The organism is Flavobacterium sp. 38-13, assembly GCF_001899155.1.
Classification (GTDB): Bacteria; Bacteroidota; Bacteroidia; order Flavobacteriales; family Flavobacteriaceae; genus Flavobacterium; species Flavobacterium lindanitolerans.
On record NZ_MKVG01000014.1, the window covers coordinates 142,466 to 160,953 of the forward strand.

General features: G+C 37.6%; 18 protein-coding genes. 8 read left to right on the top strand and 10 right to left on the bottom strand.

The genetic code is table 11. The annotated features are described in order from the left end of the window. Nucleotides 1-15: 15 nt before the first annotated feature. On the top strand, nt 16-681 hold the full coding sequence (locus tag BGO88_RS09020; protein ID WP_101471379.1) for a response regulator transcription factor: 666 nt from the start codon (nt 16-18) through the stop codon (nt 679-681). Between the two features lie 6 nt (nt 682-687). Continuing rightward, nucleotides 688-2,088 (top strand): sensor histidine kinase, encoded by a 1,401-nt coding sequence (locus BGO88_RS09025; protein WP_286706652.1) that lies wholly within the window; start codon nt 688-690, stop codon nt 2,086-2,088. Here the strand turns inward: BGO88_RS09025 and BGO88_RS09030 are convergent. From BGO88_RS09030 to BGO88_RS09040, 3 genes are read right to left on the bottom strand one after another with little or no spacing between them, the layout of a single operon-like run. Beyond that, entirely contained in the window at nt 2,070-3,692 is a 1,623-nt protein-coding gene (locus tag BGO88_RS09030; RefSeq protein ID WP_286706653.1) for an ArnT family glycosyltransferase, read from the bottom strand. The genes BGO88_RS09025 and BGO88_RS09030 overlap by 19 nt on opposite strands. Next, complete coding sequence (locus tag BGO88_RS09035; RefSeq protein ID WP_286706654.1) at nt 3,670-4,305, bottom strand: lipid-A-disaccharide synthase N-terminal domain-containing protein; 636 nt, start codon at nt 4,303-4,305, stop codon at nt 3,670-3,672. The genes BGO88_RS09030 and BGO88_RS09035 overlap by 23 nt, the downstream gene beginning before the upstream one ends. Further along, complete coding sequence (locus BGO88_RS09040; protein ID WP_286706655.1) at nt 4,302-5,015, bottom strand: glycosyltransferase family 2 protein; 714 nt, start codon at nt 5,013-5,015, stop codon at nt 4,302-4,304. Before BGO88_RS09040 ends, BGO88_RS09035 begins: the two co-directional genes overlap by 4 nt. A 145-nt stretch (nt 5,016-5,160) precedes the next feature. On the opposite strand from BGO88_RS09040, the gene BGO88_RS09045 reads away from it, so the two are divergent. Further along, nucleotides 5,161-6,117 (top strand): NAD-dependent epimerase/dehydratase family protein, encoded by a 957-nt coding sequence (locus BGO88_RS09045; RefSeq protein ID WP_056068431.1) that lies wholly within the window; start codon nt 5,161-5,163, stop codon nt 6,115-6,117. A gap of 63 nt (nt 6,118-6,180) precedes the next feature. On the opposite strand, the gene BGO88_RS09050 is transcribed toward BGO88_RS09045, so the two are convergent. The 7 genes from BGO88_RS09050 to BGO88_RS09080 form a co-directional block, all read right to left on the bottom strand. Beyond that, a complete protein-coding gene (locus BGO88_RS09050; protein WP_056068432.1) occupies nt 6,181-6,627 on the bottom strand; it encodes a KTSC domain-containing protein in 447 nt (148 codons plus the stop codon). 160 nt (nt 6,628-6,787) lie between these two features. Beyond that, nucleotides 6,788-7,069 carry a hypothetical protein gene (locus tag BGO88_RS09055; protein ID WP_286706656.1) on the bottom strand — a complete coding sequence of 94 codons (282 nt, stop codon included), beginning with the start codon at nt 7,067-7,069 and terminating at the stop codon, nt 6,788-6,790. Next, a complete protein-coding gene (locus tag BGO88_RS09060; RefSeq protein WP_286706657.1) occupies nt 7,053-7,493 on the bottom strand; it encodes a hypothetical protein in 441 nt (146 codons plus the stop codon). The genes BGO88_RS09055 and BGO88_RS09060 overlap by 17 nt, the downstream gene beginning before the upstream one ends. 277 nt (nt 7,494-7,770) lie before the next feature. After that, the gene (locus BGO88_RS09065) at nt 7,771-8,028 is read right to left on the bottom strand and encodes a CPCC family cysteine-rich protein (RefSeq protein ID WP_286706658.1); all 258 of its coding nucleotides are present in this window, start codon (nt 8,026-8,028) and stop codon (nt 7,771-7,773) included. A 59-nt stretch (nt 8,029-8,087) separates the two neighbouring features. Further along, nucleotides 8,088-8,684: an REP-associated tyrosine transposase gene (locus BGO88_RS09070; RefSeq protein WP_286706659.1), complete on the bottom strand. Its 597-nt coding sequence runs from the start codon at nt 8,682-8,684 to the stop codon at nt 8,088-8,090. A gap of 658 nt (nt 8,685-9,342) precedes the next feature. Then, on the bottom strand, nt 9,343-9,777 hold the full coding sequence (locus tag BGO88_RS09075) for a hypothetical protein (RefSeq protein WP_286706660.1): 435 nt from the start codon (nt 9,775-9,777) through the stop codon (nt 9,343-9,345). A 2-nt stretch (nt 9,778-9,779) separates the two neighbouring features. Further along, nucleotides 9,780-10,550, bottom strand: coding sequence for an alpha/beta fold hydrolase (locus tag BGO88_RS09080; protein WP_286706661.1), 771 nt, complete (start codon nt 10,548-10,550; stop codon nt 9,780-9,782). Nucleotides 10,551-10,863: 313 nt separating this feature from the next. Between BGO88_RS09080 and BGO88_RS09085 the strand changes: the two genes are divergently transcribed. From BGO88_RS09085 to BGO88_RS09105, 5 genes are all read left to right on the top strand, one after another. Continuing rightward, complete coding sequence (locus tag BGO88_RS09085) at nt 10,864-12,177, top strand: alpha/beta fold hydrolase (protein WP_286706662.1); 1,314 nt, start codon at nt 10,864-10,866, stop codon at nt 12,175-12,177. Nucleotides 12,178-12,219: 42 nt separating this feature from the next. Continuing rightward, complete coding sequence (locus BGO88_RS09090; protein WP_286706663.1) at nt 12,220-13,152, top strand: alpha/beta hydrolase; 933 nt, start codon at nt 12,220-12,222, stop codon at nt 13,150-13,152. Nucleotides 13,153-13,223: 71 nt separating this feature from the next. Beyond that, entirely contained in the window at nt 13,224-13,607 is a 384-nt protein-coding gene (locus BGO88_RS09095) for a VOC family protein (RefSeq protein WP_286706664.1), read from the top strand. A 105-nt stretch (nt 13,608-13,712) separates the two neighbouring features. Next, on the top strand, nt 13,713-14,039 hold the full coding sequence (locus BGO88_RS09100) for a DUF6660 family protein (RefSeq protein WP_286706665.1): 327 nt from the start codon (nt 13,713-13,715) through the stop codon (nt 14,037-14,039). 95 nt (nt 14,040-14,134) lie between these two features. Continuing rightward, nucleotides 14,135-18,481 (top strand): CusA/CzcA family heavy metal efflux RND transporter, encoded by a 4,347-nt coding sequence (locus BGO88_RS09105; protein WP_286706666.1) that lies wholly within the window; start codon nt 14,135-14,137, stop codon nt 18,479-18,481. Nucleotides 18,482-18,488: the final 7 nt, after the last annotated feature.

The window sequence follows — 18,488 nt, forward strand, 5'->3', positions numbered from 1 at the left end:
ATCAAACTGTAGCATATGAATATCCTGGTAGCTGAAGATGAAATTGGTATTTCAAACTTCCTCAAGCAAGGGCTTGAAGAAGAAAATTATACGGTGACTGTGGCGTCCGATGGCGAAAAAGCACTGCGACTTGCCCTTTCACAACCTTTTGATTTGCTGTTACTGGATTGGATGCTTCCCAAATTATCAGGAATAGAAGTTTGCAAATCATTCCGCAAAACCGGCAGGACAGCACCCATATTATTTCTGACAGCCAAAGATACCGTACAGGAAACTATCGAAGGACTTAAGGCAGGCGCCAATGATTATATCAAAAAACCATTCAGTTTTGAAGAGCTTCTGGAACGTATAAAAGTGCAGTTTCGTTCTGCTGTTGCAGAAAATAGCTATGTGTTAGGGCCTATCCATTTGGATAAAGAAAAACATCAGGTTTTTATCCATAATGAAGAAGTCTACCTCACACAGAAAGAATTTTCACTTTTAGAATACCTCATCAAAAATAAAGGCACCGTATGTAGCAGAAGCCAGATTATCAAAGAAGTGTGGAATATACATTTTGATTATGAATCGGGAGTTATAGATGTATTTATCAATTCCATACGGAAAAAACTTGGGTTGCGAAAAGAAGAAGACTATATCAAAACTGTGCGTGGAATTGGCTATATTGCAAATGAAATCTAGCCAATTATGTCCTTGTCTTTCAGAAACAGAATAGCTGTATACAACCTTATCAGTGCGGCAGCACTTATTGCCGTTGTTTTTGGAATAGTCTATTCTGTAGTTCGGCTTTCAGTCAATTATGACATCAATCACGATCTCGAAACAGAAATCCATTACCATCAGGAATTTGTAGAAAGCCAGCCAATTAATCACCTCATGCTCGTTGAGCCCAGCGAATGGGAGGAAAGCGAGCACAATGAAATTAATGTCAATCCTGTATTTGTGCAGATTTTTGACAGCAAGGGCCGTTTTTATGAAAAATCCCGAAACCTCAAAGATGAAACCCTGGAGTTAAAGTTAGGTGAAGAAGAACCCTATACGGTAGATACTTTTTTGGCAGATATTCCCATAAGACAAGTGCAGGCTCCATTGATAAGCCATGGGCATACAGTGGGCTATGTTATTATAGCCATGTCGATGGAACAGGAACTCAGGCTTCTGGACAATTTAAGCAATGTGCTTCTTATTGCCTTCTTTGCCGTATTGATGGCCTTGTTTTTTATTACACGCTTTATTGCAGGTAAAAGTATCAGGCCGGCGGTAGATATTATCAATACGGCCAGCAAGATTACAAATAACAATCTGGGTCAAAGAATTGAGCTTCCTAAAAACAAAGACGAACTTTTTGAATTGGCAACTTCCATAAACCAATTACTCGACCGTATAGAGGACGCGGTGGCACGGGAGCGCAAATTTACTTCTGATGCTTCCCATGAATTGCGAACGCCTTTGGCTGTCATACAGGGAACTCTGGAAGTACTGATAAGAAAACCGCGAAATAGTTCAGAATACGAAGAAAAAATACAATACTGTATCAGTGAGGTAAATCGCCTGAATGATTTGGCAGACCAATTATTACTGCTGGCCCGATTCGAAAACCAGAAAGCGGCGGTGCAGATAGAAAATATTGAATTGGATGAAATCATACTTCAGGTTTTGGAACGCTATTCCTCAAGAATTGCAGCTAAGAACATTGCTTTGAGTTTCGAATTCAGCGACCATTATAAAATACGCTCCGATGCTTATTTAGTATCGGTTATCATTGAAAACCTGATTTCAAATGCTGTAAAATATACCAAAGAAAAAGGCAGGATTGTCATTACGCTTCACGAATCAGGGGGTAAAATAGCCTGTCTGATTGCCGATAGCGGTGTTGGAATTGCTCCGGAAGACCTCCAGAAAATTTATAACGAATTTTTCCGTGCCGAAAGTCAGCGTCAGGCCATTAAAGGTACGGGACTTGGCTTGTCTATTGTAAAGAGATTGTGCATTCTGCTCAATGCAGAATTAAATATCCAAAGTGATTTGGGTAAAGGTACAACAGCCACAGTGCTGTTTGATGCGGCAGATTATCGTGAAACAATATAAAAATCACGCTCTAAACGTTTTTTATGGCTCTTTTTTGATTTTGGAACCGGATTCATGTCAACGGTGAGCAGTTTTTCAATTTTATAGTCCTTAAAAGTTTCCCGAAGCCTGGTGGTATCGTCTATGTTGACAAGCAATCCAAACCGATTTTCCTTTGGAATTTTAATTTTACCATTGTTTATTATTAAAGGAATCGGCTCTCCATATTCCCAAATCATTTCAGGACAATAATTTTGCAGGTCATAAATCTCAATGTGCTCTTTCGCTTTGACAACATGAAGTTTTTGAGGCGAATAATAATCCGGATTTCCTAAAAATGCGCCAATCAACGGCAGGCCAAAAACCATAATGCAAATTTGGAAAGCGATAATGCTGTAAAAGACTTTGCCAAAATTGTTTTTTAGCAGTGACCGTATGATGATAATACCGCAAACCAGAGAAGCAATGGCTACTAAAACATACCATAACCAGAATCCGTTCAGGGTTTTTAATATAAAAGGTAAAATAAAAGACAATGCTACAGCTATGATTCCAATCAGACCGAAAGCAAAATAAGCCATCCGTTTCTCATTTTTGGTTAGCGTTTTAAATTTTTCAAAAAGATACTCTATATAAAATCCGGTATTCAGTGCCATAGGAATCAGTACCGGAAGCAGGTATCTTGATTTTTTTTCAGGAATAAGCGATAATAATATTACGGATGCCAATGTCCAGAACAGAGTAAATCGGTAAGCCTTCAGATTGGTAACACGGGTTTTCATGTAAGGATAGAGCAGGGCAATAAGGCTTGGGATGGTCCAGATGCCACTTTGTGTAAAAAAGCTCCAGTAATAGAAAAACGGGCGTGTGTTATAGCTCGCCCAACGTGATGCTTCTCTTGTAGTTGTTTCTAAAAATGATTCAGGGTCAGCAAACCGTACATACAAGGGCCATGAAAGTCCTATGGCTGTACCTAATGCCAATACCAAAATACCATAATGCCATCGGCTTCTTACTTTAAATCCATACGTAAATCCATAGGCAATAAGAAAAGGAAGAAATAGTGCATATAACGAAATAGGTCCTTTGCTAAGAAAAGACAAGCCAAAAAATAATCCGGATAGTATTGCATTTTTGGCTTTTGCGGAGTCTTCCTGCAATAGCTTCCATAAAAAATAAAGTGAAGCCATCATAAAGCTATGCGTATACATATCCCATTGGTTATCCCTGCCTCCAAAAAAAATATAAAAGGAAGTAATAAGAAGCAGTCCGTTTTGAAAACTCTGTTTTTTAGTCAGTTCCAGATTTTTGGAGAATTTATACGACATTAATACCAGAAATACTGTCGCAAACACTACAGGCAGCCGTAAACCAAAAAGACTGTCAAATCCGAATAAGATTCCCGCCAGGGCTGTCAGCCAGGTAGGTAAAGGCGGTTTTTCATAACGTGGCAGATTGTTAATTGTGGTAAGCAGCCAGTTGTTGTTAGTAACCATTTCCCGGGCCGTAATAAAATTTCGGGCCTCCATAATGTTGACATAAATAATGTCAAGATGCGGAAGTAATAATGTCAGGCTAACAGCCAATAAAAGGAGCGGATATTTATGATGCAGCAGTTCTTTCATTTTTCAGGATAATTAGGATGCTTCTGGAATAAATAACAATGCCTAACAAATGCCCTGCAAAAAGAACAGGGTCTTTTCGGATAATGGCATAAGTAAGAATCAGTAATGAGCCAAAAAAACTAATCGTCCAGAAACCCAAAGGCAAAGACGATTCTCTTCGTTTTTCGGAATAGAGCCATTGATAGACAAACCGGAACGTAAAAAGTATTTGGGAAATGATTCCAAGCCATAACAGCCAAATCGGAATGTTTTCATTTTTTAATAGCCGGTCAAGGTCATAGGAATTATTGTTATATCCATAACTAATTAACAGGACAGGAAAAAGGAGGATAAAGATGCGGAAAGCTTTGTGCAGTTTTTTCCATTCTCCCTGAAGCTGAAGGTTCCGGATATAGATATAATAGGTAATAGCCTGTCCGAGCATAATTGAAAAATCATCTCTCAAATAACCGTAAACAAAAAGCAGGAAAGCGGCCAACAGGCTAATTTGCCAAAACAATATAGGCGTGAGGATGCGTTTGTGTTTTTCAGAAATAATCCATTGGAGAACCAGTCGGCTCGAAAAAAGAATCTGCGCCGTAAACCCAATAGCATATATCAGCCACGAATTCATCCTTTACGGTTTATAGTGTAGTTGAGGTATTTTTTCTTCATCCACAAATAGGCAAAACAATCTTGTAAGGGACCTATTAATCTGTTCCAAAGATGAAATTTGGATACGCCTGCTATTCTGGGAAAATGTTTGACGGGCACTTGCCTGATTCTGCCGCCTTGTAATAATACCATAGCCGGCAGGAACCGATGCAGACCATTGAACATAGGGATTTTTTTGGCTACATCCGTACGGATAATTTTTAGAGGACAACCCGTGTCGTCCATGCCATCATGTGTAAATGCACGACGTATTCCATTGGCGATTTTAGACGAAAGATTTTTGACAAAAGAATCTTTGCGGTTAGCACGCACACCGGTTACCAGCTCATAACTATCTGCATATTCTAAAAGAATATTGAAATCCATAGGGTCAGTTTGCAGGTCGGCATCAATATAACCTACCCAGGAAGTATTGGCCGTATCAAATCCGGCCTTTATGGCTGCACTAAGGCCATAATTTTTATCAAAAGAAATGAATTCAAAAGCATCCGTATCGGAACAAATCTCTTCTATTATTTTTTGACTATTGTCTTTAGAGCCGTCGTTAACGAAAAGTACTTTTGCTTTTTTTCGGGCGTGTAGCATGAAACCGGACAGCTCCTGTTGTACTCTCAAAAGATTGTCTTCTTCATTATAAACAGGGATTATAATTGTAAGCTCAAAGTCCATTTTAGTGGTTTTTCTCTCAAATTTACTTCAAAATCAATGAAATAGAAGTCGGCTTAACATAAATTTTCCTTAAAGTTAATCTAAGAAGGAAAGCATTTCGCAAAGGGTTTCTTAAATTTATAGAAACAAAAAAAATATCCAAATCATGCGAATGCTCGTTACAGGAGCCGCAGGCTTCATCGGATCACATTTGGCCGAAAGATTGCAAGGTCTGGGTCATGAAACGATAGGTTTTGATAATTTTTCAAGCTATTATGCTCCCGAACTGAAAGAGCTGAATGCGGGAATACTTCAAGACAAAGGTATAGTCGTGCATACCTTAGACCTTAGGGATAGTAACGCATTAGCTGATAGGACACCGGACTTTGACTACATTTTCCATCTGGCAGCGCAGCCGGGCATTTCAACCGATTGTACTTTTGAAGATTATCTTTCCAATAATTTTGTCGCAACTAAAAATGTGATTGATTTTGCACTGCGTTGTAAAAACCTGAAACTTTTTGTGAATATAGCTACATCTTCCATCTATGGATTACAGGCTTCTTTTGATGAAGAAAAAGTACCGGAACCCGTTTCTTTTTATGGTGTTACAAAACTGGCAGCGGAAGAATTGGTTTTGGCGGCAAGCAGGGAACATAAAATTAAGGCCTGTTCTTTGCGGCTTTATTCTGTATATGGACCAAGAGAAAGACCTGAAAAATTGTATAGCAAACTTATAGCAGCTGCTTTTTCCGGAGAAGTATTTCCGCTGTATGAAGGCAGCGGTTCGCATTTGAGAAGTTTTACCTATGTTCAGGATATTATTGATGGTATTGTCAGTGTCATAGGAAAAGAGTCTCAGGTAGACAGCCAGATTATCAATATTGGTACTGAGGAAGAACATACTACGCAGCAAGGCATTGATGCTATAGAAAAAATTACTGGAAAAAAAATAAGGATTGAAACCGTGGCACCACGTCCCGGTGACCAGATTCGTACACATGCCGTAATTGGTAAGGCAAGAAAATTGCTAGGCTATAATCCCGCAACTTCTTTCGAAGACGGACTAAGGGCACAGGTAGAGTGGTATACCACCTATTTTGCCTGTGAAGAAACACCATAGGTATAATTAAATCGAAATAAAAAAGCCCTTGATTTCAAGAGCTTTTTTATTGTAGTATGCAGATTAATCTTCTGCCATAACGCCTGCTTTTCTGTAAATAAAGCTGCCGTAAATATGTCTTCTGGCAAAACGGCTTGGCGATTCTGCATTAACCATTTTGATATAAGTGTTTCTTGGTACGCCAATATATTCGTATGAATTCCCATCCAAATGCTGGATTACCAAAATCTGCTTCTCATAATAAAAATCATGGATATTGGATTTGGAAGTGGTTTCCTCATATTCCTCACGGTAACGCTCCTGGGTTTCCGGATTGATGCTTACCAAAAAGTGATAGGCTTCAATAACCGATTTGCTCTTTTCCTCTGCTTCCAATCTTCCGGCTTCATCATCTACAAACTTATCCGGATGAGAATCCTTCATAGTATTTCTGTAAATGGTTTTTAATTCTTTTAGCGTTACGGTCTTGTCAACTCCCAAAAGCTTTCTGTGCTCAACAATTCTTTTCATAGTAATAGTACTTCCTTTTTTATCGGCTGCAAAAGTAGTTAAATTAGAATGTAAAATCCTAAGGTGTTCAGTATTAATTTGTAATGGTGATGGAACTGATTTATAGCTAGTATAGATTTTACCGAAACACTCTTTTTGCTGTCTTTCTTATATTCTTTGATTAATCAAATAATATCTTACCTTTTACTTTTAATTTTTGAGCTTCTTTCAAAATCTCTTTAGCCAAATTTTCATTTATAACTTTTATTTCGACAATTTCATTGCCATCAACTAATCTGTCTTTTAGTTTTTTAGCATCTGTTAACGACAAACTAGCTCTCTCGTTTAAAAGTTTTACGAATGGTATTTTTTTCATACCAACTTCCCATCCATCAAATATTATTTTTACCATTTCTTCCTGTTTGATTTGTAACTGTATAGATTCTTTAATTTGATTTGCCATCGAAAAAAACAGGACTTAATTTTTCAAGCTCAATTTTAAGCAAATCTTTTTTATCTTCAATTTCTATATGAGCATTTTTATAATAACCTTTTCGAAGATTTTTATCCATATATAAGGTGTCTTTTTTGTTCCGATAAATTACTAAAAAAGCATATTTTGGATTCATAAATATTTCGGCTTTTCTTATAGATTGCAGAGTTTCAAGATTTTTTTCTAACTTTAAAGATTGGTTTTTGTCAATAAAAATCGAGTCTAAATCTACTGACTTAAAAGCCCAAAATGACCCTATTGTTATGTCAAAAGTACGTTGTACTTGCCCTAAATCTTTATACACTTTTATATTATCAATTTCTGAAATGTTATTTTTTATTTTGCAAGAAAATATAAGAGGTAAAAGAAAAAATAATATTATTTTTTTATTCATAATATTAGGGTTTTATGGTTAATGGTTTAGTTGATATTGTTGAAATAGTTTTATAGTCAAATCCTCTATATTCTATCTATCTAGATTTTCTCAACGTTTTATTAATGTAATTAGAATAAGGTTGTTTTTTTCTTAATTATTATCAAAACTCTGATGACCAAGTAACCCATATAAACAGCATTTGATTGTTATTCTAAATGCTGTTTTCAATAGTTTATTTTTTTTTAGCTTAGTCTGTGTACTAATTTGCTAAACTACTGAAATGCGATATTTTTGTTTACTTTTCTTCTTCTAAAGGTGGTCGAACATATTCTTTATACCTTTCCTCTATTGCTCCAATAGATTTAAAATTCTCTTTTGCTTGAATTAAACTAACCCGATTTGCCCCGCCTTCGTATGTAGGATCTCTAAACTGTATTCCGTCATCTTCCCAATAACAAACGGGACAGAGTTGAAAAGTATTATCTGCTTCATAATTTAGAGTAAAATAACCACAACATGGGCAAGTATGCTTTCTATTATTTTTATTGTCCATAAAGTTTTACTTGTTTTAAATAATAACCCCGCTGTGCAAAGTCTCCTGACTTTGAGCAATTAATAACTATTATAATTATCAAAAGAACTGTTTCTTAACACATCAAGAACAGGATCAGCTTTTTCAATAGTCAAAATACCTTTACCGCTTACATAATTACTAGTACTCGAATAAATATAATCTGAAGTTTTTACAACAAGACCAGCACGAACAGGGTTCAAATGGATATAATCCAATTTTGACCACATAAATTTTTCTGAATAAATTTCTTCAGCATGATTTCCATATTGCCAGAACTGATAATTTTTGTTACGGCTATGAGATTCTGTGGCTGTTTTGAATCGTTCCAGCATCCAGTCCCTTCGACTTTCAGGTTCTGCTTGGATTTTTTCTAAAATTGTTTTAGCAGTAAACTTCTTAAAATCCCTTATTAAATCGGACAATTTTCCATCTTTAGAGTGTATAATTAAATGGATATGATTGCTCATAATGACATAACCGTATACAGTCATGCCCTTATTTTTAATGCAGAAATCCAAACAATCAATAATACAATCCCTATAGTTTTTTCTAGTAAAAACATCAATCCAATCTACTACTGTGGCTGTAATAAAATGAGCTTTTTCTTGTTCTCTTATAATGTATCCTTCTTTCATGGCGTGTAAAATAGTTTTATCAAATATAATAAACACTACTCTTTTCAACGAAAAAAGCTACAACATTTCTGTCATAGCTTTAGTATTACTCAAAGTCAGGAGACTTTGCGCAGCAGATGCCACAATATTGACATATTAGTTGTCTTATATTTTCATGAAAAATATAGCATATATCATTCTGCAAAAAAACAATAATAGAGAAAATAAGATTATATAATTTGAAAACAAATAAGTGTTTTTTAAATTATTTTTATTTATTAAAATTAACACTGACAGTATTAAACATCCTAATAAACATGGATAAAATACATATAAGCTCAATTTTCCGAGTAATATTCTATTGATATCATTATTTATGAAGTTTGGCAGTAAAAAAAATGCTAAACATATTATAAATAATGAAAAATTGAGGATGTTTAGGGCTTTATAATTAATTTTCATAACTTAAAATTTATATCCATTTTTAATAGCTCTTTGATCTGCAGCAGAGTCAGGAGACTTTGCGCAGCGGGGGTGTTCACTATTAATTTGTAATGGTGATTGGAAGGTAGGCATATCTTATACTACATTAATCATATAATTAGTCTTTTAGAATTTACAACGATAATTACTGTTGTATCTAAATTACCCTAATTTGATTTATTGCCTACTTTTATATTTATCTTTTTTTTAAAGTATTTATTGTGTTGTCGTATGCTTGTTTATTTTCTTTTTTAATTCCTGAATATCCAATAAAAATATCACCAATTTTACGAACGCAGTAATATTTATCATCTTCTAGAAAAGACAATGATAATGTGTCATTATCTGTAAAAGAAATATAATCCTTAAAAGTCAGCAATGGATGAATTAATGGGGAGCTGGAGACTTGATCAGTACAGAAAATTTTTGATGAGTCTCTAAAAATATATTGATACTCCATTTCTGATAAACCAATTCGTATAATTTTTTGTTCAAAGGCTTGGCTTGGTAGTTTTATCGTATATGAACCGCTACTGAATTTTAAGGTTGTTGTCTTACCTGTTTTTTTATTTGTAGAACAAGAAACAATAAAGAGTAATAAGATAAATCCGAATAGATATAATTTTTTCATTTTCAATTAATAAAACTTTTTACACCTTCAATCGTTACATCAGGAGCTTCCTTATGTGGAGTATGTCCAATTCCGGGAATACTAAAAACAGAAGCAGTGCCATTTACCTGGCTGACTGTTTTTTCAGCTTGTTCCATCGTGCCGTATTCATCTGCTTCACCCTGAATGAATAAAAGCGGACAGCTAATAGCAGGTAAAAAATGCTCAATATTCCAACTTCTGAAGTCAGCACGAGTCCAGGTTTCTGTCCATGCTTTAAAAAGTGTTTCAACCTTATCGCCATGATATTTTTGCAGTCGTTCCGGAAGGTCAGTACTTTGGTAGGTTTCCATGGCTTTCCGGATGCCTTTGAGCGTTAATTCCTCCACAAAAATATGGGCTGCTTCACAGATTACAGCTTTGATTTTTTTTCCATACCGGCTGGCGGTAATCAGGGCAATCGAACCACCATCGCTATGGCCAAACAAAATAGCATTGTCAATTGCTAAGGCGTTAAGCAGACTGTCCAAAGAATGAGCTTCCGCTTCCAGATAATTTATGGGTCTTTCATGGGTTGGCATAGGGTCAGATTTTCCGTAGCCTAAGCGGTCATATACCAAAACGTTGCACTGTATTGCTTCGGCCAGCTTTTGTGGGAAATCGCGCCATAGGCTTGTACAGCCTAAAGAGTCGTGAAGGAAAACAAGTGTCGGGCGGTTTTCGTAGGTTGTTTGAAATTCTATATAAAGTTTTTTCCCGTTGATGGGAATCCATCTGCCGTTGTTCTGTTTCATAAGGTTTTGGCTGTCTTTTTTAGACTTTTTCAAAAGTATAAATAACTATCGAAAGTTGATGCCAAATGAAAAACCAGGATAAAATTTATTTGTAAAGAGCTTTGCGTCTTTATGCCTTTGCGTGAAAATAATTGCTCGCAAGGGCGCAGAGGCGCAAAGCATAAAGTGCATGTATTTTGATAAAATTTCTTGTAAATTATAAACACAACTAAGGATAAGTAACAATGAAAAGAAACAAAATCAGGCTTTTCCATTTTTACAATTTTTGAACAGGTTGCTGTTTTAATTTTGTTGGAATTAATTGGTTTAACCTATGATAAAGACTATCTTTTATCTGGCCTTTTTAATAGTCCAGCAATGTGCCTATTCCCAGTTGAAATATACTACAACCAATACGGCTTTGGTGAAACTTCTACCTGTAAAGAAATATACAGGCAAACAATACCGATTGAGCATAGATATAAAAAATGAACCGTCAGACGATATAAGCGGTGGTACGGTTATGGTTTTGCAGACCAAAAAACAAGATTGGGAATTTTTGGAAAATACCCGTAAGACATTTTTTGCCCCTAAGGATTCCCAAACATGGAAAACCTATACCATTACAGGAACTATTGATTCGGAAGCGTATAAGTTGTGGTTTACTTTGGCAACCTATGGTAATGGCGATTTCTATTATGATAATATGAAGTTTGAAATAAAAGAAGGAGAAAATTGGGTAGATGTGCCCGTTGAAGGAGGAGATTTTGAAAAATTATCGGCCGGGAATCCGCTCAAAGGATTTAAAAATGGAGAATCAGCAAAAAAGGAAGGATTGTCCGTTTCTTTGGTGAATCAGGAAGGACGGGGACAGTCGCTGCGAATACATGCCGAAGGAGGAACGATTGACAAAAGGTTTTTTTACGGGAATAATTCAGCCACAGGAAAATATATAAACAGTAAGGGTGTAAAAATTTATTACGAAACCTATGGAGAAGGAGAGCCCTTGCTTTTGCTTCATGGCAATGGCGGTTCCATAAGCAGTTTTGCAGGGCAGATTGAAGAATTTGCGAAGAATTATAAGGTTATTGCTGTCGATACGCGCGGACAGGGAAAAAGCATTGATATGCAAACAGAGCATTTTTCATATGACCTTTTTGCCGATGACATGAAAACGCTTCTGGATTCGCTTGGCTTAAAACAGGTGAATGTGGTAGGTTGGAGTGATGGAGGCAATACAGGATTATTATTGGCGAGTAAATATCCGGACTATGTAAAGAAACTGGTCACAATGGGAGCGAATCTGAATCCTTCAGACAGCGCAATCGATAAAAAAATGCTGAAAACGATTGCAAAGGATTTAAAACAACTAAAAGACCAAAAAGACACAGATATAGTGACAATCCGACTATTGGAAATGTTACTTCAGGAACCCAATATTCAGCCGGAAAGCTTAGGTGCAATTAAGGCAAAGACCCTCGTTGTTGCAGGAGAACATGACCTGATATTGGAAAGCCATACCCGGTTGATTGGAGCCAGTATTCCGGGAGCTAAAGTATCCATATTAAAAGGTCAGACTCATGAAGTCGTAGCAGATAACCCTAAAGTGTTTAATCAGGTGGTACTGGATTTCTTAAAAGAACACTAACGAAATACTGTCAAAATATCCTTGAAAGTCATATATTGGAACATGAAAAATAAACTTCTTATAGCAGCATTTTGCTGCTTTTTAAAATCATACGGTCAAAAAACAGAAAAGGTATTTCTGGATAAAAATGACCCTTCGCATGAATGCTATACGGCAATTTTACCGGATAAAAGTCCTGTAGTAGGTTATCTGGTTCTGATTCCCGGCTTTGGCGAAACGGCAGAAAGAGTAATGGAGCAAACCGACCTGCCTCTGCGTTGTGCTGAAAAAGGGATACTCACTATTATTCCCACATTAACAGATGGCGTAATGTCATTTGGAGTTGATGATAGCAGTCAGAAATCATTAACAGCAATTATTGAAGATGCATCCAAAAAGTTTGATCTTGCTGCCCGTCAGTTTTACATCGGAGGTTTTTCAATAGGAGGAAGTGCCGCGGTAAAATATGCAGAAATAGCGTTGTCTGGAAATTTTAAAAACAAGCCGGCAGCAATTTTTGCAATTGACCCGCCACTTGATTTTGAAAGGTTTTACAATTCCGCTCAGCGTGATCTTAGGCTTTCGGCAGGTTCTCAGCCTAATCAGGAGAATGTTTATATGGTTGGAAGAATTGAGCAGGTGATGGGAGGTACGCCTGTTGCTGCATTGAAAAACTATCATGCCATTTCGCCTTATTCCTATTCAGACACGGAGCAAAAAGCCATTAAAAGCCTGATTAATATCCCGATTCGGTTGTATTCGGAGCCGGATGTAAACTGGTGGATAGAAAATAGAAATGCTGATTTTTCTGCAATGAATGTTTTGGATGGCTCAGCTATGGTCAATGAATTAAGAAGGCTAGGCAATCGTCAGGCAGAACTTATATTGACGGAAAACAAAGGATACAGAAAACCGGATAATAAAAGACATCCGCATTCATGGAGTATTGCAGATAGCGAAGGACTGATTAGTTGGCTGTTGGGAAACAAAGGATAAAGAAGTTACCATATAATGCCGGATGCTTTTTTTAGTAAATTCGTATGCAAAGAATAGCAGAAATATTTACTATGTCAAAACTTTTTAATCCTGGTGTTTATTTTGAAATTCCTGTAACTAATCTGGAAAGAGCAGAACAGTTCTATACTTCCGTTTTTGGTTTTAAATTTGAAAAAGCCAGCATACATGATAATGAAATGGCACTTTTCCCTCTGGATGAAAATGCTCCGGGCATATCGGGAGCATTGGCCAAAGGAGAAATCTATAAACCCACAAAAGACGGAACACTTATTTATCTGAAGAGTAAAAAAATAGATGAAACCCTTAAACGGGTAATTAATAGCGGGGGTACAATTCTGTTTCCTAAAACATCAAATGGCGAATGGGGTTTTGTGGCGGAGTTTGAAGATAGCGAAGGAAACCGTATCGGTCTTTTAGAAGCATTGGAGTCTTAAGCAAATCTTAAGATAATCTAAGTAAGTTGGCATCATTTTGGGTTAAAGAAAGTAATTTTAACTATTGATTTGATTGTCAATAATTTTTTTTTCTACATTTACAACATGAAATTAGCAAGGCGCATTTTTACTTCCTTTTTATCAGTCTATCTGCTGGTATTGATGATTATGCCTTGTAATGATGTACATGCACAAACACAAACGGTTTTTTCTACACAAACTTCTCAGCTTCAGAACGAGCAGCACCATGACGATTTTTGCACTCCGTTTTGTATCTGTGCCTGTTGTACTACTCCCATAATAATACATTCGGCTATTGTTTTTGACATAGTGCCACATTTTGAATATTCCTACACAAAAACACCAAGTTTTTATAAGCCTGCCGTATCCAGTTTCTTCGGGTCGATATGGCAACCACCTCAATTAGTATAATGTTGTGCCGATGTGAGTCGGCTGATTTCTCGCGGGCTATCCGCAAATAAATCCGTGCTGCGGACAAAATCAACATTTATACTAATTCATAATCTATGTTAGATAAGATTATACATTTCAGCATCCATAATAAATTTATTATCGGGCTGTTTACACTGGCACTCATAATCGTAGGAAGTTATTCGCTTTACAAGCTTCCGATTGATGCCTTACCAGATATTACTAATAATCAGGTTCAGATTATTACCAGTTCACCAACCCTGTCCACACAGGATGTGGAACAGTTTATAACCTATCCGATTGAACAGGCCGTAAAGCCTATTCCCAAAATTGTAGAATTACGTTCCATTAGCCGGTTCGGTCTCAGTGTGGTTACTGTCGTTTTTGAAGAAAATGCAGATATCTACTGGGCACGTGCGCAAATTTCCGAGCGCATAAAAGAAGCGGAAAGCATGATTCCCAAAAACGTAGGTACGCCGGAAATGGCGCCGGTCAGTACAGGATTGGGAGAAATATATCAATATGTAGTATTTCCTGAAAAGGGCTATGAAGACAAATACAATGCAACCGACCTGCGTACGATTCAGGATTGGATTATCAAGCAGCAACTTCTGGGAACGCCTGGAGTTGCAGAAGTCAATACCCTGGGAGGTTATCTCAAGCAATATGAAATTGCCGTACAGCCGGACAAGCTGAAAAGTATGGGAGTGACCATTCCGGAAATATTTACGGCTTTGGAATCCAATAATGAAAATACGGGTGGAGCTTATATTGATAAAAAACCATATGCCTATTTTATCAGAGGAATTGGTATGGTTAACAATATTGAAGACATCAGTAAGATTGTGGTCAAAAATCAGAATGGAATTCCTATTCTCATTCGTGACATTGCCAAAGTACAGATTGGTAGCAGTATTCGTTATGGGGCCGTAACCAAAGACGGTAAAGGCGAAGAAGTTAGCGGTATGGTCATGATGCTTAAAGGCGAGAATAGTGGCGAGGTTGTAAAAAGAGTAAAGGAAAAGATGGAACAGATTAAAAAATCACTTCCGGAAGGAGTTTCTATCGAACCATTTATGGACCGTACAAAATTAGTCGACAAAGCTATCAATACCGTACAGACCAACCTGATTGAAGGAGCACTTATCGTAATTTTTATACTGGTATTATTGCTTGGAAACTGGCGTGCCGGATTGGTTGTTGCTTCCGTAATTCCGTTGGCATTGCTTTTTGCCATTACCATGATGCGCCTTTTTGGTGTGAGTGGTAACCTGATGAGCCTAGGGGCAATCGATTTTGGAATAATAGTCGACGGGGCCGTCATTATAGTAGAAGCCATAATCCACAGATTACAGGTGCGGAAACGGCAGAACCTCACCGCTGCACAAATGGATGAAGAAGTCTATCAGGCTTCTGTAAAAATAAGAAGCAGTGCCGCGTTTGGAGAAATTATTATCCTTATTGTCTACCTTCCTATTCTGGCTTTGGTGGGCATTGAAGGAAAAATGTTCGGCCCTATGGCCCAGACCGTTTCTTTCGCCATTTTAGGGGCTTTTATCCTGTCATTGACCTATGTGCCTATGATGAGCGCATTGGTATTAAAAAAGCAGACAGGACATACAAAAAACATAAGCGACAGGATTATCGATGCCATCTATAGGTTTTACAGCCCGATGCTTCAAAAAGCATTGCAGGCCAAAAGAGCCGTTATTATTTCGGCTGTCGGCTTGTTTGCATTTGCATTGTTCCTGTTCAGCTCTTTAGGAGGAGAGTTTATCCCTACGTTGGATGAAGGGGATATCGCAACCCACCTTATCATTGCTTCCGGTAGTTCGCTGTCACAAGAAATTGAAGCGACTACAAAGGCCGAAAAAATATTGAAGGACAAATTTCCGGAAGTCAAAATGATAGTGACAAAAATAGGAAGTGCAGAAATACCAACTGACCCAATGCCTATTGAAGCCGGCGATATGATTATCCTGCTAAAGGATAAGAAAGAATGGACTTCGGCCAAAACCAAAGAAGAACTTATGGAAAAGATGGAAGAAGCATTACAGGAAATTCCGGGCGCGACTACCGAATTTTCACAGCCAATTCAAATGCGTTTCAACGAATTGATGACCGGTGTTCGAAGCGATGTAGCCATCAAGATTTTCGGTGACGATATTGATATGTTGGTCAGCAAAGGAGACGAAGTCTTACAGCTCATTCAGGGCGTAGAAGGCGTTTCGGATGCCAAACTGGAGCGTGTGGCAGGATTGCCTCAGATTACCGTACGCTACAACAAAGACAAGCTGGCGCTTTACGGATTAAACATAGGCGACCTGAACAGAGTTATCCGTATTGGTTTTGCAGGCGAGGCTGCCGGATTAATTTACGAAAAAGAAAAAAGATTTGACCTTGTCGTTAGACTGGAAGCAGATAGCAGACAGGATATTTCCAATTTGAAATCTTTGTTTATTACGTTGCCATCCGGAAATCAGATTCCGTTAGAACAGGTGGCCGATATTCAATATGAAGACGGGCCAATGCAGATTAGCCGTGAAGACGGAAGACGAAGAATCGTGGTAGGCTTTAACGTAAGAGGCAAGGATGTGAAACGGGTAGTTGAAGAGATTCAGGCAAAATTAGACAAGCAATTAAAACTTCCGGACGGATATTATACAACCTATGGCGGTCAGTTCGAAAACCTGATTGACGCCAACAAGCGTTTGATGGTTGCCGTTCCGATTGCACTGGGACTGATTTTCATCTTGTTGTACTTTACCTTTAAATCTGTCAAACAGTCGCTGTTAATCTTTACAGCAATTCCGCTGTCTGCCATTGGAGGAGTATTTGCTCTTTGGATTCGGGGCATGCCTTTCAGTATTTCCGCCGGAGTCGGATTCATCGCATTATTTGGGGTTGCCGTATTAAACGGAATTGTACTGATTGCCTATTTCAATCAATTAAAAAAAGAAGGAATGAACGATATTTATGAACGCATCAAAGAAGGGACAAAAGTGAGATTGAGACCGGTTGTTCTTACAGCTTCAGTAGCATCATTGGGCTTTTTGCCTATGGCAATCAGCAGTAGTGCAGGAGCAGAAGTTCAGAAACCTTTGGCAACCGTTGTAATTGGCGGATTATTGACAGCGACTATTCTGACGCTAATCGTGCTACCAATCCTGTATTATTATTTTGAAAAAGGGTTTACCAGAAGCAAAAATACTGCAATAGTTTCAATTCTTGTACTGTCGCTTTTTTCAGGTACTGCCAATGCTCAGGAAGTTCCTAAAAATTTAGGCTTGAAACAGGCTATCGAATTGGGCTTGAAAAACAATACGCTGATACAGTCTTCAGAGCTGGAAAGTAAGATGCAGTCGCAATTGAGAGGCACGGCATTTGACCTTCCCAAAACAGAAATTACAGGAACATTTGGCCAGTTAAATACCAATGCCCAGGATAAAAATTTCAGTGTTTCCCAAAGTTTTAGCCCTTTTCAATATGGAGCCAGAAGAAAACTATTGCTTGAAAACAGTAATTTAAGTCAGCTAAAAGCAGGCGTTACAAAACAGGAAGTAGTGTTTAATATCCGGCAGTCTTGGAATGCAATGCTATATTATTCCGAACTCAACAAAATGCTATCCAGACAGAATAAGCTAATGCAAAAATTTGTCCGCTCGGCCTCGCTTCGCTTTGATACAGGAGAAACCAATTCGCTTGAAAAAACTACGGCTCTGGCTAAACAGCAGGAGTTAGAACAAAAAATCAAGCAGAATGAGGCGATGATTCAGGTTGAAAAATCTAAAATCAGGACTTTTCTCAACAGTAAGGAAGAATTCACCGCAAGCGATACATCATTTGTAGCATTACCATCATTAACGGTTTTGGATAGTGCACTTGTCAGGCAAAATTCAAATTACAAGCTGGCAAAACAGCAAGTGGCCGTTGCAGAAGCGGGAAGAAAAGTTGAAAAAGCCACAATGATGCCTGATATTTCTGCGGGCTATTTTATCCAATCCTTCAAAGGAAATCAGGAAGTAAACGGAGAAACAGTTTCTTATGACGGGACGCCACGATTTCAGGGATTTACAGTTGGAATCTCGCTTCCGATTTTTGCAGGAAGCAGTGTTTCAAAAATCCAGGCCTCAAAAACAAATATTGAAGCACAACAAAAAAATGCGGCCTATATGGAAATGCAGCTCATCAACCAGCATGAACAGCAGTTGCAACAGTTGAATACCTTCCAGTCGCTGATGGATTTCTATAAAGGCACGGCACTTCCAAATGCAGACCTGATTAGCAAAAATGCAGAAAAGGCCTACCTGAATGGCGATATCTCTTATGTGGAATACGTACAGGGATTGGAAACCGCTTTGGAAATCAGAACGAATTATATCAATGCAGTAAATAACTTTAACCAGACTGTAATCAACTTGCAGTTTTTGGCGAATCAATAATAATAAC